The sequence below is a fragment of the Rhodanobacter sp. ANJX3 genome, from assembly GCF_014200755.1.
Taxonomy (GTDB): Bacteria; Pseudomonadota; Gammaproteobacteria; order Xanthomonadales; family Rhodanobacteraceae; genus Rhodanobacter.
Window position 1 is genome coordinate 210,793 of record NZ_JACHCM010000001.1, and the last position, 17,330, is coordinate 228,122.

Here is a 17,330-nt window from a genome sequence, read left to right on the forward strand (position 1 = left end):
GCGCAGCGCGACCAGCCGCCATCGTCGAGTAGGGCGCTTTTGTTCGGTCGAGTGTTTTTGCGTCAGTTTTTCTAGCTAGGCAATGCAGACAAAAAATCGGGCGACCAGAAAAAACTCAGACTTCGACAAGACCTTTGAACGCAGCGCCCAAGATGCGTAGCGCGTGACGCGAACGACGGTCGTTGAGTGCGGAATAAAGCACAACCTCCTGGGTCGGCAGGGTGGGCAGTGCCAACGTATTGCCGATATCGACGGTACCCGCCGGAGCGCTCCGGCGGGCCAGCACGGCGATGGCAATGCCAGCGGCGGCTGCAGCGCCGACCACGGCCGCGCCCTTACCGATGAAGACCTCTGTCCAGGCGATGCCTGCTTGGTCGAGCGCACGCACCGCGTTCGCGCGTATGCTGCATGTCTCGCCCTGAGTGGACAGCGGTAGCGGTTGTCCAGCACGTGGCTCCCAGCCCGCCGCGGCGATCCAGGCGAAGCTTTCATTAAACAGTTTTTCGCCTTGACGGTGTCGGTCTTCCGGTTGGAGTACCAGGGCAGCATCCAGCCGACCCTCATCGTAGGCCTGCATCACTTCGCGAGAGCCTGCGACACGCAATTCGATCAACAGGTGCGGGTCCTGTTCGTTCATATGACGCAGCAGGGAAGGCAACTCGCTGCCTACGATCTGGTGGCTAATGCCAATAACCATTCGGCGTTGTTCGATGCTGAAGGAAGCAACGGCGCGATCATGCGCACCCACCAAGTCGCGCGCCGAAACCAGAAAGACCGCACCTTCAGCAGACAAGCGCACTTGCCTTGGTGTGCGTTCGAGCAAGCGCCGTCCGAGCTGTGTTTCCAATCGACGAAGCTTGAGGCTGATCGCGGATTGAGTGCTGTCCAGAGCTTCCGCAGCACGGGTAAAGCTCTGCAGATCGGCCGTCAGAACAAAAGCTTTCACAGCATCGAGGTCAAGGGCTTTCATCGCTTATCCATCTCGATTTGAAATGACTGAAATATCTGAAAATGGTGTTTATCCATACATAGTAGCCGACTACGCTGCGTGCATTCGTACGAGAGCGAGAGGGTTTCTCCATGCGCCGATTTCTTTGGGTTTTAGCGCTTAGTGGATTAGTTCCGTTACTCGGTCCGCTTTCAGCTGCGGCCACAAGCTCGCCATTTGAACAGGCCGTGCGGCGTGCCGATAAAGCTGCAGAGACCGGGTCGAGTGCCGTCCCAGCTTCCCTGGTCGGCGCGTGGACGCTGGTTAGAGTCGACAACGTCTATCCAGACGGTCACCGCATAGAACTATACGGCCCGCATCCTCAGGGCCTGTGGATCATCGATGCACACGGCCGCTACAGCATGCAGATGGTGCGCGCGCAGCGCACCGGCTTTGCTGCCAACGACAAGTCCAAAGGCACCGCCGATGAATATCGCGCGGCTGCGCTGGATAGCAATGCGCACTATGGGGAGGTATGGGCTGACGGCACGACCTTGCATACGCATATCGAGCAAGCGTCGTTTCCCAATTGGGATGGCAAGAGCGGTGCGAGCCCTTACACATTGGACGGTGACCGGTTGACCTACACCGTCGCCAAACCGTCTAGCGGTGCGGGGGAAGGTGCTCATGGCGAAGTGCAATGGCAGCGCCTGCCCTGAAGGCGCGACATGGATTACCCAACGTAACTGCGGAGTGTCAGGACTTATGAAAAAAGCTTTGTTCGGCCTTAGCCTGTGCGCGGCGACAGCGATGGCATATGCCGGTATGTCCCTACCGACCTATGTCACGGCCGCCGTTGCCGATAGCGCGCGGCCCCTTGCCGACACGCAGCTCGATGCCAGCCGCAAGCCGGCCGAATTGGTCGCATTGGCTGGTATCAAACCGGGCGACAAGGTGGCGGATGTCATGCCGGGCGGCGGTTATTTCACGCGTATCTTCAGCAAAGTGGTCGGGCCGCGTGGTCATGTCTATGCCGTCGTACCGCAGAGCATTGCGGCGGCGAGGCCGAAGGCGCTGGAACCGATCAAGGCGATAGCCACCGATATGAACTACCACAACACCAGTCTCGTTGTGCTGCCATACGACCAACTGGGCGCCCCCTCATCCCTCGATGTGGTCTGGACGTCGCAGAATTATCATGACGTCTATGGACAGGTCACCGTGTTTGCCGTCCAAGGCAATAGTGGCCCCGATGAAACAGCCAAGCTCGATGCGGCAGCCTTCAAAGCCTTGAAGCCTGGCGGCGTTTTCATGGTGGTCGATCATGCGGCAGAGCCCGGTTCGGGCGGGCGCGATGCCGGCACATTGCATCGTATTGATCCAGCCACGGTGATCACGCAAGTGCAAGCGGCAGGGTTCGTACTGGAAGCACGCAGCGACCTATTGAGCAATCCTCAGGACGCCCACGACAAGATCATTTTCGCACCTGAGATCAAAGGGCACACTGACAAGTTCATCCTTAAATTCCGCAAGCCCCAGTAAACGGCAGTAGAGGCATAGCCCGTTCTGCGTTGGAGAGCACGCCGTTTGAAAGAACGGCGCTGTGGCACCCAATCCAAAACGGCGGGGGATTTCCGTCACTTGGGCTAGTTCGCTCGTCGACTCTTTCCGCGGCTGCCTCGGACGCACGTCAGTGCCTTGCTCCTTTGGCCTGTCCGGATGGCTGCTTATGGCCGAGGCATACGGGTTGGGACTAACAACGCGTGAGTGTGTGAAAACAACAGACGCTGAAGAGTGCCCACATGATCGCACCACGGAAGAAGTCAATTATCGTTGCCGTCGCCGTTCTGGCAACGTTGGCCGGGGCAATGTATTTCTCCCATGATTCCCAGGCGCCGAAGCCAGTTAACCACGTCGGAGACGCTAACGCCGTACCCGTCGAGAGCGCACTGGCCACTCGTGGCGATGTGGACCTGTCATTGAACGTGGTGGCGCGCACGGAAGCGTGGTCCACCGTCACCGTGCGCGCGCGCGCCTCGGGCCAGCTGCAAGCCTTGGATTTCACGCCAGGCGCAAAGGTGAAGAAGGGGGATCTGCTGGCGCAGCTCGATCCCTTGCCTTTCAAGGCACAGCTCGTGCAGGCGCAAGGCAGCGCCGCCAGCGCCCGAGCGCAACTCGCCCAGTCACAGGCGGATCTTCAACGCTACAGTCAGGTGGCGGCGCAAGGCTATATCTCACGCACCAGTTTCGATGCCTATCGGACCAACGAAGAGGTGGCTCGCGCCAATCTCCAGACCAGCCAGGCTGCGCAGGAACTGGCAAAACTCCAGCTTGGCTATACGCGAATGACCGCGCCGTTCGACGGCATCGTCGGGCTGCCCTCGGTCTGGCCCGGGGCGCAGGTGACGGCCGACAGCACCGATATCGTGGTGCTGAATCAGATCGAACCCATTCGGATCAGCTTCAACATTCCGGAGGCCAGTCTGGCCGCGGTTCGTGCAGCACAAGCGCGCGGCGCTGTGGCTGTGCAAGCACGGCTGCCGGGTGAAAACGGCTTGTACTTGCATGGCGTTCTGGACTTCATCGACAACACGGTGGACGTCAACACCAGCACCATCGTGCTCAAGGGGCGTTTCGAGAATGCCGACGGCCGACTTACTCCGGGCCAATTCGTGCAGGTGAGTTTACCGACGGTACATTTGACGAAGGTGGTGAGCGTACCGGCGGAAGCGTTGCAAAGTTCGGACAAGGGCAATTTTGTCTTTGTGATCGGCGCGGACGGCAAGGCTCATCAACGCTTCGTCGATATGGGGGCGACGACGGAGGGGCGCATCGTCATCAATCAAGGGCTGGAAGCCAACGAGCGCGTCGTGACGAATGGCCAACTGCTGTTGAGCGATGGCAGCTCTGTACATACGACACCGAATGTATGAGCGCAGGGCTATGAATTTACCCGCGCTTTGCATCCGCCGCCCCGTAATGACGACGCTGTTGATGCTGGCAGTTCTCATATCCGGCGTGGTCGCCTATCCGCGACTGGCGGTAAACGAGTTACCTAACGTCGATTACCCGACGATACGCGTTTTCGCCAGCTTGCCGGGCGCTTCGCCCGAAGTGATGGCCTCCGCAGTGGCTGCGCCGCTAGAGGCGCAGTTATCCACCATTCCGGGCATCGATACGATGAACTCATCGAGTTCGCCGGGTGGAACCAGCATCGTCCTGAGCTTTGCATTGAGTCGAAATATCGACGCTGCTGCGCAGGATGTGCAGTCGGCGATCACCGCCGCACAGCGCCAATTGCCGCCGGACATGCCTACGCCACCGACCTTGCGCAAGGTAAATCCGGCCGACGCTCCGGTGCTGTTACTAGCGATGACTTCGTCTACGTTGCCGGTGTCGCAGTTGGATGAGTATGCCGAGACGCAACTGGCGCAGCGCTTGTCAACGATCGACGGCGTTGCGCAAGTCTATGCTTACGGAGCAGCCAAATACGCCGTTCGAATCAGCGTCAATCCAGATCGGTTGGCAGTAGCCGGCATTGGTATCGATCAGGTGCAGAAAGCCATCGAAAACGCCAACGTCAATCAATCGACCGGTGCGCTGTATGGTCCCAGCCAGCAATTCCAGGTACGCAACGAAGGCCAGCTGCTGCGCGCAGCACCCTATAACGACATCGTGCTGGCATGGCGCAATGGCGCGCCCGTTCGGTTAGGTGATATTGGACGGGCCTACGATAGTGTGCAGAACGATCAACTCGCTAGCTGGTACAAGCATGACCGTTCGGTGCTGCTGGCGATTCAGCGTCAGCCGGGCACCAATACCGTCGCGTTGATTGACCGTATCCATGCAATCTTGCCCGGCTTCACCGCAGGGCTGCCGCCGTCGGTAAAGCTCAACGTGTTGTATGACCGCGCACAATCGATACGAGCCTCGGTGGCAGATGTCCAATTCACCTTGTTATTGGCTGGGATGCTAGTCGTCCTGGTGATCTATCTGTTTCTCGGCAATCTCTCCGCCACACTGATTCCGACGGCGGCGCTGCTGCTATCGGTGACTGGCACATTCGGCGCCATGTTTTTGCTTGACTACAGCCTGGACAACCTGTCGCTGCTGTCATTGACGCTTGCCGTCGGTTTTGTGGTCGACGATGCAATCGTGATGTTGGAGAACATCGTGCGCCACGTGGAGGCAGGGCTCGATCCCCACGAAGCCTCGCTCAAGGGCGCGACCGAGATCGGCTTCACCATTCTCTCTATGACGTTGTCGTTGATCGCCGTGTTTACCCCGGTCATGTTCATGAGCGGCATTGTCGGCCGGCTCTTCCACGAATTCGTAGTAACTCTCAGTGTGGCCATCCTGATCTCCGGTTTTATTTCCATCACGCTTACACCGATGCTGTGCAGCCGCTTCGTTAAGGCGAACGAGCATAAAAAGAAAAACGGGTTGATCATCGTTTTCAACCGCGGCTTCGATATGACCCAGCGCGTCTATGTGCGCAGCCTGAGATGGTGTATGGCGCGAGAGTGGCTTGTTTTTGGCGTGTTTGCGCTCAGCTTGTTGGCCACAGCACTGCTGTTTTACACCGTGCCAAAAGATTTCATTCCCGCTGGCGACAGCGGCCGCCTGCAGGTCATTACCGAAGGTCCGCAAGATGTTTCTTATGGAGGCATGGTGGCGCGTCAGCAGCAGCTCGCAGAGATTGTCGCGAACGATCCGAACATCGAAGCATGGATGTCCTCGATCGAGGCAGGGGGTTCGACCATCAACGATGGCGAGATGTTGCTGAAGCTGAAGCCAGCGAACCAGCGCCGCCTCGGAGTGGACGAAATTGTGCAGGAGTTGCGAAAGAAATTTGCGAAAGTAATCGGAATGCGTGCCTATGTACGCAACCCACCCTTAATCCAGATCGGCGGCTTGCGTTCGAAGGCGCAATACCAGTTCACCTTGCAATCGCTCGACTTGGAAGCACTGTATAAATGGTCCACCGTGGCGACGCAGGCGTTCACGGCGATACCCGGCTTTCAGGACGTGACCAACGACCTCAGTCTCGATAGTCCATCCATTGTCGTCGAAGTCGACCGCAGCAAGCTGGCGCCACTCGGTTTGACCATGTCTCGGGTCCAATCGGCACTCGGGGCTTCTTTTAGCCAGAACCAGCTATCCACTATCTACGGTCCGGCCGCCCAGTATTGGGTGGTGATGGAGATTCAGCGCAATCTGCAAAACGATCCGTCGGTGCTTTCGAAACTCTACGTCACCTCCGCCACCGGCAAGCTAGTTCCACTGGACACGATAGCTCGGTTCGTACGCAAGTCGCAGGTGCTGACAGTGAACCACCAAGGCCAATTGCCGTCGGTGACGATATCTTTCGGCCTTGCTCCCGGCGTCAGCCTGAGCGATGCATTGATAGGCATCCACGACTCGCTGGCAAGGATCGGCTTGCCAGCAAGTATTACCGGCAACCTGCAAGGCACAGCGCAGGCTTTTCAAGCCTCAATGCAGGGAATCGGCATGTTGTTGCTGCTGGCGGTTTTTGCAATCTACTTGGTGCTCGGCATCTTGTACGAAAGTTTCATTCATCCGCTGACCATCTTGTCCGGTCTGCCGGCAGCCGCGGTCGGCGCGCTGTTCACTCTGCAGCTGTGCCGCTTGCCTCTGGATCTATTTGGATTTGTCGGCATCGTGATGCTGATCGGTATCGTCAAGAAGAACGCGATCATGATGATCGACTTTGCCCTGGTCCGGCAGCGCGAAGAAGGCCTTACTGCCGCCGCCGCTATCTTCGAAGCCTGCCACGTGCGATTCCGGCCGATCATGATGACCACCATGGCTGCATTGATGGGCGCGCTACCGATTGCCCTTGGCTTGGGTGCCGATTCGCAGGTGCGCCGGCCGCTCGGTTTAACCGTGGTCGGCGGTTTACTGCTGTCGCAGCTACTCACCTTGTATTTAACACCAGTGATTTACGTGCAGCTTGATCGCCTTCGTATGCGTTTCGTTGACCGGGCGTCCGAATCGGACGGTTACGGCCTCGGGGCTCTTCAAAACCACGAATGAAGCAATGGTTGTGCAATGCGCGGCGGACACCGACCCGGAAAATATCGAGAGGAAAGACTGAATGAAGACAGGATTATGGATGACGTTGATTGTTTTGCTGGGTGGCCTGACGTATTCGGCACCGGATCAGGCACAGGACGCAGCGCAACGCGTCAAAGCGCTGCATGCGCTGCTTGACGAGCAATGGCAGCATACGCTGCAGGAGGATCCTGAATCCGCCACGGTGCTCGGCGACCTGCGTTATAACGACCGCTGGATAGATGGCTCGTTAGCGCATGCGCGAAGCGAGCGCGAGGTTACGGCGAATTTCCTGAAGCGTTTTGTGGCGATAGACACCGCCGGATTTTCCGAAGAGGAAAAGCTCAATCAGCAGTTGATGGTGCGGCAGCTGAAAGCCAGCCTGCGCGCGTTTGATTTGAAACTTTACGAAATGCCGATCGACCAATATCAAGGGGTGCATCTGAGGCTGCCCGCCTTGATAAGTTCGATTCCCTTCGACAATACCAAAGAGTACGAGCAGTACCTTGCGCGTCTACGAGCAATTCCAAACGCGTTGGCACAGGCGACCGACGTGGCACGACAAGGCGCGCGTGATGGCATGATGCCGCCACGCTTTTTATTGGAAAAAGTGGTGGTTCAGCTCAACAGGATCGCCGAAACGGCCAGTACCGACAGCCCGTTCGCCAAACCGTTGAAGCATTTCCCCGACAGCGTATCGATGGCCGACCAGCAACGTCTGCGCGCGGCGATCATCGCAGCCATTGACGATGACGTACGACCAGCCTATCGCAGGCTGGGGGAATTCGTGGCGAAGGAATACGCACCGCAAGGGCGCATCGAGCCAGGGGTATGGAAATTGCCCAAGGGCGATGAGATTTATCGTTTCGACGTCGCGCAGATGACCACCACCCAGCAGAACCCGGAAAGCATTCATGCACTCGGCCTTGCAGAGGTCAAGCGGATCGAGACTGACATGACCGCCATCGCCAAGTCTCAAGGGTACCCAGATCTGGCCAGCTTCCGCGCGGCATTGAAAGTCGATCCGAAAGTACACCCCGTATCGCGGGAAGACATTCTCAATCGCTATCGGGGCTTCATCGCACAGATGCAGCCGGAGTTGCCTAAGCTTTTTGGGTTATTGCCCAAGACCAAGCTCGAAGTCGTGCCGGTCGAGGCATACCGTGAAAAGGGATTTCAGATCGCTTCGTACCAACAAGGTACACCGGACGGCTCACGACCCGGGCAGCTCTACGTCAACACCGGGGACTTTGCTCACCGCACCACGATGGACATGGAGTCGATCGCGTATCACGAAGGCATTCCCGGTCACCATTTGCAGCTCTCCATCGCGCAAACGCTGCCTGGGTTGCCTGCCTTCCGCCAACAGGCCGACTACACGGCTTACATTGAGGGTTGGGCGCTGTATGCGGAGCGACTGGGCAAGGATATCGGCTTCTACAAGGATCCATTGTCCGACTATGGTCGTCTGACCGGCGAGTTGTGGCGCGCCGATCGGCTCGTGCTCGACACCGGCGTTCACTACAAGCATTGGACGCGTCAGCAGATGGTGGATTTTTTCCACGCCCATTCCGACGTAACCGACTCAGACATCCAATCGGAGGTCGATCGCTACATCGTCTGGCCGGGCCAGGCGCTTGCTTACAAGGTAGGCCAACTAAAAATACTTGAGCTGCGCGAGCGGGCTCGAAAGGCGCTGGGAGAGCGCTTCAACATCCGCGATTTCCATGACGAAATTCTCAGCGCTGGCGCTTTGCCGCTGGATGTTCTGGAGAAACGAGTCGATGCATGGATCGAAACGAAAAAAGCAGATGCCTGAATGTTGGGAAGCAGGCAATGCAACAAGCCGATGGCCGAAACGATCAGGGACGATTCCTCGACTCATACATAGGTTCTACATCTAGAGCTTCTGCGCTGGTCTGATCCATGCCCGTCCACGGATATGTATGCGTCTCATACACCATTGCTGGTGTCGCAGATGAGCTTGTCTGACGAGCTGCTCATGCAGCCGGCCAACGATGTCATGCAGCCGGGCACGCGGCTGGATTTCCTCAAAGTCGACCAGCGCGGATGGCTATGGGCCGGCAGTGCCGCGGTCGAGAGCGTTTTCGACGGCGACCGCTGGTCGCGCATCTCCTCCCGGTATGTGAAGGCCGGTGCCCGAAGACCGGCGCTCCATGACGCTGCCGTTAGAGCGTGTTCCGGGCTTGTAAATGATGTCCGGCAAAAGTAAGGACGTCGAAATTGATGGTGAAAACGTGAAGATCAACACATTTTTAGACGCTTGATTTATAGTAGGTGTGGGGCCTTAATCCGGAGGCTGTACAGGCAACCATGCTGGAAATGCCTGAGCCGCGGATGAAGTGAGGAGCCCCTTAAGCACTCATCCAAGGGGAGTTCCATCATGAACCGCATTTATCGCCTGTGCTGGAATCGCTCCAGCGCACAATGGGTGCCGGCATGTGAGTTTGCGAAGAGCTCGTCGCCCGGCTCGGCGCGGCGTCGCGTCATCGGCCATCGTACGGCGATGCTTTCCGTCCTGTCGTTAGCGCTCGGCATGACGGGCCTGGCCTGTGCCGGCACGACGGGCGGACAGGTCACCGCAGGTGTGGGCCAGATCAGTCAAAGCGGCAATACGACCACGATCCGGCAAAGCAGCCAAAATCTTTCGTTGAGCTGGCAGAGCTTCGACATCGCCGCCAACCAGACGGTTAATTTCCTGCAGCCGGGCAGCAGCTCCATCGCGGTCAACCGTATCCTGGGCAACACCGCCAGCGACATCGAGGGCCACCTCAACGCCAACGGCCAAGTGTGGCTGATCAACCCCAACGGGGTGCTGTTCGGCAAGAATGCACAAGTGAACGTGGGCGGCATCGTCGCCTCCACGCTCGACCTCGACCAGAGCACGCTGGGCACGGACACCGTGCGCTTCTCCGGCAACGGCAAGGGCAGTGTGGTCAACCTCGGCACGATCACCGTCACTCCCGGCGGTTACGCGGCGCTGCTGGGCAACACGGTTTCGAACCAGGGCACGATCCGCGCGCAACTCGGCACGGTGGCGCTGGCCGGCGGCACCGCGATGACGCTGACCTTTGCCGACAACCGACTCGTGCACCTGGTGGTGAACGCCAACACCGTGCAGAGCCTCGTCGAAAACCGCCAGCTCATCGTCGCCGACGGTGGTCAGGTGCTGATGACGGCCGGCGCGCGCAACTCGCTGATCGACAGCGCGGTCAACAACACGGGCACGGTGCAGGCGCAAACCGTGCAGGATCACAATGGCACCATCACCCTGCTCGGCGGCATGCAGGCGGGTACGGTCAACGTGGCAGGCACGCTGGACGCCAGCGCGCCGAACGGCGGCAACGGCGGCTTTATCGAAACGTCCGGTGCGCAGGCGCACATCGCCAATGGCGCCGTCATCACCACCAAGGCGGCACCCGGCGGCAAGGACGGCACGTGGCTGGTCGACCCTACCGATTTCACTATCGCGTCCAGCGGCGGCGATATCACCGCCACTACGCTTGAAAGCCAGCTTGCCAGCGGCAACGTCGCCTTCACCAGCGCCAGTGGCGCCAGTGGCACCTCCGGCAACGTCAACGTCAATCAGGCGGTGACGTGGGGTGCCAACACCACGCTCACGCTGACCGCGAGCAATAACGTCAACCTCAACGCCGCCATCACCAATACCGGTGCCGGCGGCAAGACGGTGTTGAATGCGGGCAATGCCTTCGTCAACAACGTGGGCGCTTCGGGTCTGGGCGGCCATTGGGCAATCTACAGCGCCAGCCCTGCGGCCACGGGCGAGAACCTGGGCAGCCTCACGCCCAACTTCATTCAGTACAACGCCCCCATCGGCACGGCGGCGGCAACGGGAGCCACGGGCAACGGCGTGTTCTACAGCACCAAGCCCACGCTCACGGTCACGGGCCTCACCGGCACCGTAACGAAGAGCTACGACGGCGCCACCACCGCGACGCTGGCCGGCAACAACATCACCGACTCCGGCTTGATCAACGGCGACACCATCAGCTCGGTCGCCGGCACATACAGCCAGTCCGACGTGGGCACTGGCCTCACGGTAACCTCGCCGTCGTCCATCACCAGTTTCAACGTCGTCAACGGCAGCATCCCGGTTTATGGCTATACCCTGTCCGGCACGGGCAAGACGGCGAACATCGGCACGATCAACGCGGCGCAGTTGTACGCCACCGTCATCGGCGATCCCACCAAGGTCTACGACGGCACGACGACTGCCATGCTGACCTCGTCCAACTACTACATCACGGGTCTTGCCGCAGGGCAGAGCGTCACCGTGAATCAGCCCAGTTCGGTGGGCTATGCCAGCGCCGACGTCAACACCAATGGCGGTACGACTCCCAATGGCGGTCTGGTAGCGGTCAATGCCTCGTTCGCCAGCACCAACTTCGTCGCCGGTTCGGGTACCAAGCTTTCCAATTACATCCTGCCCACAGCCACCTCGACGACCGCCGCCGCGCTCGCGGCCGACTCGACCGCCGGCTACGGCACCATCACGCCGGCGCCGGTCTATCTGAGCGGCGTGCAGAGCACCAACAAGACCTACGATGCCACCACCAACGACCCGCTGAACATCAGCAACGCCAGCATCTACGGCGTGGTCAACGGCGACAATGTCACGCTCGACACGAGCGGCGCCAGCGGCAACTTCGCCAGCCCCAATGCGGGTAACAACCTCGCCGTTACCCTCAGCGGCTTCACCCTGACGGGCAGCAATGCCACCAAGGTCGCCGACTACGCGCTGATCGCACCGACCAACCTCACTGCCGATATCTACCAGAAGGCGCTCACCGTTGCCGGCGTCACCGCAACGGACAAGGTGTACGACGGTACGACGACCGATACCCTGGGTACTGGCAACGCCGTGCTCAGCGGCTTCGTGAACGCTGCCGACCAGGCATCGACAACGCTGACCACGAGTTCAGCCACCGGTGCCTTCAGTCAGGCTGACGTCGGCAACGCCCTCGCGGTGACGGTCAACGGCCTTACCGTCAACAACAGCAATTATTCGGTGACCCAACCGACGGGCCTCACTGCGAATATCACGCCGGCGTCGCTGACCATCGCCTTCAGCGGCAGCGCCAACAAGATCTACGACGGCACCAATTACGCCACGCTGTCCACGCCCAACTTCACGGTCAGCGGCGCCGTGGCGGGTCAGACCGTCGCGGTGAACCAGGCTCCGGCGGTCTACACCGGTGCCGATGCGCCCAATGTCGGCACGGATACGGTGACCGCGACGTTGCAGTCGTCCGATCTCACCTTCGCCAGTGGCGCCAAGGCCGGCAACTACACCTTCAATACCAGCGTCGTCGGCAGCGGCAGCATCACGCCGGCGCCGTTGACGATAGCCATCAATAACAATCCCACCCGCACGTTTGATGGCACCGAGGACACCTCGGCCTCACTGACTGCCGGCAACTTCGTGCTGTCTGGCGTGATTCCAGGTCAAACCATCAACCTGGACGGCGCCTTCGCGGGCAATTACTACGACACGTCCAACGCCGCCGCGCCGGGGGCAGCCAGCTACGAGGGCAACGCGGGCACGTGGGGCGTAGTCGCGGCGCTGACCGGCGCCAACTTCTCGGCAGGCAGCAGTACCTCGCTGAGCAACTACCAGTTGCCGACCACAGCGCTCGGCTACGGCACCATCCTGCCCAAGGCGTTGGGCGTAAGCATTGTCGCGGGCATTACCGGCGCCAGCAAAACCTACGATGGCAACACCTCGCTCACGCTGACCCCCGGGAATTTCAATCTCTCGGGTTTCGTGAACGGCGACAGCGCCACCGTGAACCAGAACATCGCCGGCACCTTCGCCACCAAGAATGTCGGCTCGCAGCCGATTACCGCCACGTTGCAGGAATCGGATTTCAATTTTACCGGCAGCGACGAGGGCAACTACACCTTCCCGGTGATGGCCTACGGCACCGGCACCATCAATCCGGCAACGCTGACCGTCAGCATCATCGGCAATCCCACCAAGACGTACGACGGCAACACCACGGTGCTGCCGCTCACGGGGGGCACCCAATTGGGTACGGCCGCGTGCCCGACAGCCACGTGCAACTTCCAGGTCGCCGGCTTCGTCAACGGCGAGGGCGCCACCATCAATCCGACGGCGTCGTTTACCTACGCCACGGCGAACGTCGCCCGCGACAGCAATGGCAACGTCGTCGGGGGCACCGATGTCATTACCGGCTCGCTCACGCAGAACAACTACATCGCCAACAGCGGCACGCTGCTCTCCAACTACACCCTGGACTACGCTCCCACGGGTAACGGCACGATCAACCCGGCCAGCCTGTACGTCAACGGCGTATATGCGCAGAACAAGATCTACGACGGCGGCACGGGGGCGCTGGTCAACATCAGCAACGGCCAATTAGCCGGACTTGCCGACGTGGACAAAAATGCTGGCGACATCACGCTGAGCATCGGCAATTCCACCAGCAGCACGGCCGACGGGGTCAGCGGCAGCACGGGCGGCACCCTCGTCCCCAACAGCAACGGCAGCTTCACCGCGACCGGTTCGCCAGTAAGTGGCGCATTCGCGAGCGCGAATGCGGGCAACGGCCAAGTGGTAACTACCACCTTCACCCTCGGCGGCAGCTCGGCCGGCAACTACACCCTGGAACCGCTCACCCTCACGGCCAACATCGCGCCGCGCCCGCTGTCGGTGACCGGCATCTCGGCCAACAACAAGTCTTACGACGGCACCACGGCTGCCACCTTCACCTTCACCACGCCCAGCTTCAGCCAGGCCGGCGGCACCGGCTCATCCGTCAATGGCCTGCTGTCGCAGGATGCGAGCAACGTTTCGCTGAACCAGGGCAGCGGCACGGGCACGTTCGCCACGCCCAACGCCAACACGAATCCGAGTGGCGCCTTCCTTTCGACCAATGGCCAGCCCATCACCGTGACCGCCAACGGCTTCACGTTGAACGGCAGCGCGGCCAGCAATTACGTTCTGAGCCAGCCCACGGGCCTCAGCGCCGATATCGCGCAGGCACAAATCACCGCCAACCTCACCGGCAGCATCACGAAGATGTACGACGGCACGTCGACCATCACGATTCCTGCGGCCGACTACAGCACCAGCGGTTGGGTGGCTGGCCAGGGCGGTACGATCACTCAGACGCAGTCCGGGTATTACGGCGACCCCGGCAGCCCGCAGTCCAACGCCGGCACCTACGACGTCACCGCTAACCTGGTGTCGTCCGACTGGAAGCCGAACGCCGGCACGTCGCTGTCGAACTATGCGCTGCCCTCGCAGGTGGTCGGCAACATGATCGGCACCATCGCGCCCCTGGTGCTGAACCTCAGCGCCACGCGCGTCTATGACGCCACCACCGATATCTACTCCAGCCTGTCCGGCAACGTCACCAACGCCGACAACGCCAACGTGTTCGGCACATTGAACGGCATCAACGGCGACCAGTTCACCGTGACAGGGCAGGGCACCGCGTCGAGCAAGAACGTGGGCACCTACACGGGCGGCAACTTCACCCTCGGTACGCTGGCCTTGCAGGCCAGCAGCGGCAACGCCAACAACTACACTCTGGTGGGCGGCGTCGACACGTACACCATCACCAAGGCGCCGTTGGACGTCACTGGCGCCACGGTGGCCACCAAGGTTTACGACGGCACCACGACCGCGTCGGTGAACGGTGCGACCCTGACTCAGGGCAACGTGAAGGGCGACGTGCTGGGCTCCGACGTCGTTACGATCGGCAGCAGCAACATCGCCGGCACTTTCAGCGACAAAAACGCCGGCAATGGCAAAACCGTCAACATCACCCCGTCAGACGTCGGCGGCAGCGATGCCGGCAACTATCAATTGGTGCAACCCGCGAACCTGACGGGTGATATCACTCAGCGTCCCGTCACCATCGGCGGTTCGCGCCAGTACGACGGTACCGACACCGCGGTCGGCGGCAGCGGCGCGACCTGGCAGAATCCCGGCGCCGTTTCGGGCAATGCATCCTCTGGCGTGGTGAGCGGTGACACGGTCAAGGTCAACGGCGGCATCGGTTCGGTGGCGCTCGCGGATGTGGGCACATACAACAGCGATGGCTCCGGCGCGGGTACGTTCGACGCTACCGGCCTGACCTTGAGCAACACCAACTACGCGATCGCCTCCACAGGCAACTCGTTCCAGATTACGCCGATGGTTCTTACCCTCTCCGGCACGCGCGTGTACGACGGCAGCACCAATGCCGACGCCGATCTGGTTACCTCGCTCAATGGTTCCAGTTCGGGTATCAGCGACTGCGGCGCCGATTGTGTAACGCTCACCGGCGCAAACGGCGAAAAGCTGAACCTCGCCGGCACCGGCACCGGTGCTCTGTCTTCCGCGAATGTGGCCGGTACGAGCAGCAGCCCCACGAAGGTGTCGTTCGTCACCAGTGGCGGCGGTATCGCCGGTCTCACGCTGAATGGCAACAGCGGGGCCAAAGCCAGCAACTACACACTGGCCGGTGGCGTCACCATTACGCCTTACGTGCTCAGCTTCAGCGGCACGCGCGTGTACGACGGCACCAACAAGGTCAACGCGGGCAATCTCGTCGATGCGACAGCGGGCAGCGCCACGCTGGGCAGCACCACGTTCAGCGGGGTCGGCACCGACATGTTCACCTTGAGCGGCACCGGTTCGCTGGGCAGCGCAAACGCCGGTCACTACGGCGGCACGGCAAGCGGCACCAGTGGCACCCCTTCCGGCACGCAGGTCGGCGTGGGCGGGTTGACGCTGGTTCCCGTCAGCGGCATCAGCAACAACTACACCTTGGTGGGCGGCAACGATACCTACGACATCAGCCAGGCCGTCATCACGCTGACCGGCGTGCGCCAGTACGACGGCACGCAAACCGTGAACGGGAATGGCAGCGTCGTTCTCATCGACGGCACCCCTGCCAGCTGCACCGCTGGCAACACATGCTGGGGGGTTTCAACCAGCAACGTGTACACCGGTGATCTTGGCAAGCTGACCGTAGCAAGCAATGGCTCCACGGTGAGCAGCCCCAATGTCGGCACCTACAACGACAACGGCGGCGGTTTCGTCGATGGATTGACCCTCGGTGGCAGCGCCGCCGGCAACTACACATTGGCTACCACGGGCAACCAGTTCATCATCGACAAGGCGGCGCTGATCGTCACCGCACAGAACGCCAGCAAGACCTACGACGGGCTGGCCTATTCCGGCGGCAACGGCGTGACCTACACCGGCCTCGTCAACAACGAGACGTCGAGTGTCTTGGGTGGCAATCTTGTCTACGGCGGCACGTCGCAGGGTGCGATCAACGCCGGCAACTACAGCATCACCGCGAACGGCCTGAGCAGCAACAACTACGCCATCAGCTACGTCGACGGTACGCTCGACGTCGGCAAGGCGGCGCTGACGGTCACCGCGCAAGATGCCAGCAAGACCTACGACGGGCTGGCCTATTCCGGCGGCAACGGCGTGACCTACACCGGCCTCGTCAACAACGAGACATCGAGTGTCTTGGGCGGCAGCCTTGCCTACGGCGGCACGTCGCAGGGTGCGATCAACGCCGGTAACTACAGCATCACCGCGAGCGGCCTGAGCAGCGGCAACTACACCATCAGCTACGTCGACGGTGCGCTCGACGTGGGCAAGGCGGCGCTGACCGTCACCGCACAGAACGCCAGCAAGACCTACGACGGGCTGGCCTATTCCGGCGGCAACGGCGTGACCTACACCGGCCTCGTGAACAACGAGACATCGAGTGTCTTGGGCGGCAGCCTTGCCTACGGCGGCACGTCGCAGGGGGCGATCAACGCCGGCAACTACGGCATCACCGCGAGCGGCCTGAGCAGCAACAACTACACCATCAGCTACGTCGACGGTACGCTCGACGTCGGCAAGGCGGCGCTGACCGTCACCGCGCAAGATGCCAGCAAGACCTACGACGGGCTGGCCTATTCCGGCGGCAACGGCGTGACCTACAGCGGCCTCGTCAACAACGAGACATCGAGTGTCTTGGGCGGCAGCCTTGTCTATGGCGGCACGTCGCAAGGGGCGATCAACGCCGGCAACTACGGCATCACCGCGAGCGGCCTGAGCAGCGGCAACTACACCATCAGCTACGTCGACGGTGCGCTCGATGTCGGCAAGGCGGCACTGACCGTCACCGCACAGAACGCCAGCAAGACCTACGACGGGCTGGCCTATTCAGGCGGCAACGGGGTGACCTACACCGGCCTCGTCAACAACGAGACGTCGAGTGTCTTGGGTGGCAGCCTCGTCTATGGCGGCACGTCGCAAGGGGCG

The 17,330-nt window shown here is 60.8% G+C and carries 8 protein-coding genes; 7 read left to right on the forward strand and 1 reads right to left on the reverse strand.

Going from position 1 to position 17,330, the window contains the following annotated elements; all coding sequences use genetic code 11:
* Nucleotides 1-115 precede the first annotated feature (115 nt).
* Nucleotides 116-970 carry a LysR substrate-binding domain-containing protein gene (locus HDE76_RS00875; RefSeq protein ID WP_184504836.1) on the reverse strand — a complete coding sequence of 285 codons (855 nt, stop codon included), beginning with the start codon at nt 968-970 and terminating at the stop codon, nt 116-118.
* Between the two features lie 206 nt (nt 971-1,176).
* Here HDE76_RS00875 and HDE76_RS00880 point away from each other — a divergent pair, with 206 nt between their 5' ends.
* From HDE76_RS00880 to HDE76_RS00910, 7 genes are all read left to right on the forward strand, one after another.
* Complete coding sequence (locus HDE76_RS00880) at nt 1,177-1,647, forward strand: lipocalin-like domain-containing protein (RefSeq protein WP_184504838.1); 471 nt, start codon at nt 1,177-1,179, stop codon at nt 1,645-1,647.
* A gap of 46 nt (nt 1,648-1,693) precedes the next feature.
* Nucleotides 1,694-2,470 (forward strand): class I SAM-dependent methyltransferase, encoded by a 777-nt coding sequence (locus tag HDE76_RS00885; RefSeq protein ID WP_184504840.1) that lies wholly within the window; start codon nt 1,694-1,696, stop codon nt 2,468-2,470.
* A 260-nt stretch (nt 2,471-2,730) separates the two neighbouring features.
* Nucleotides 2,731-3,861: an efflux RND transporter periplasmic adaptor subunit gene (locus tag HDE76_RS00890; protein WP_184504842.1), complete on the forward strand. Its 1,131-nt coding sequence runs from the start codon at nt 2,731-2,733 to the stop codon at nt 3,859-3,861.
* A 10-nt stretch (nt 3,862-3,871) separates the two neighbouring features.
* Nucleotides 3,872-6,985 carry an efflux RND transporter permease subunit gene (locus HDE76_RS00895; protein ID WP_184504844.1) on the forward strand — a complete coding sequence of 1,038 codons (3,114 nt, stop codon included), beginning with the start codon at nt 3,872-3,874 and terminating at the stop codon, nt 6,983-6,985.
* Nucleotides 6,986-7,046: 61 nt separating this feature from the next.
* Complete coding sequence (locus HDE76_RS00900; protein WP_184504846.1) at nt 7,047-8,822, forward strand: DUF885 domain-containing protein; 1,776 nt, start codon at nt 7,047-7,049, stop codon at nt 8,820-8,822.
* A gap of 159 nt (nt 8,823-8,981) precedes the next feature.
* Nucleotides 8,982-9,236, forward strand: coding sequence for a hypothetical protein (locus HDE76_RS00905; protein ID WP_184504848.1), 255 nt, complete (start codon nt 8,982-8,984; stop codon nt 9,234-9,236).
* 171 nt (nt 9,237-9,407) lie between these two features.
* On the forward strand, nt 9,408-17,330 hold a 7,923-nt coding region (locus HDE76_RS00910), incomplete at its 3' end, for a YDG domain-containing protein (protein WP_184504850.1).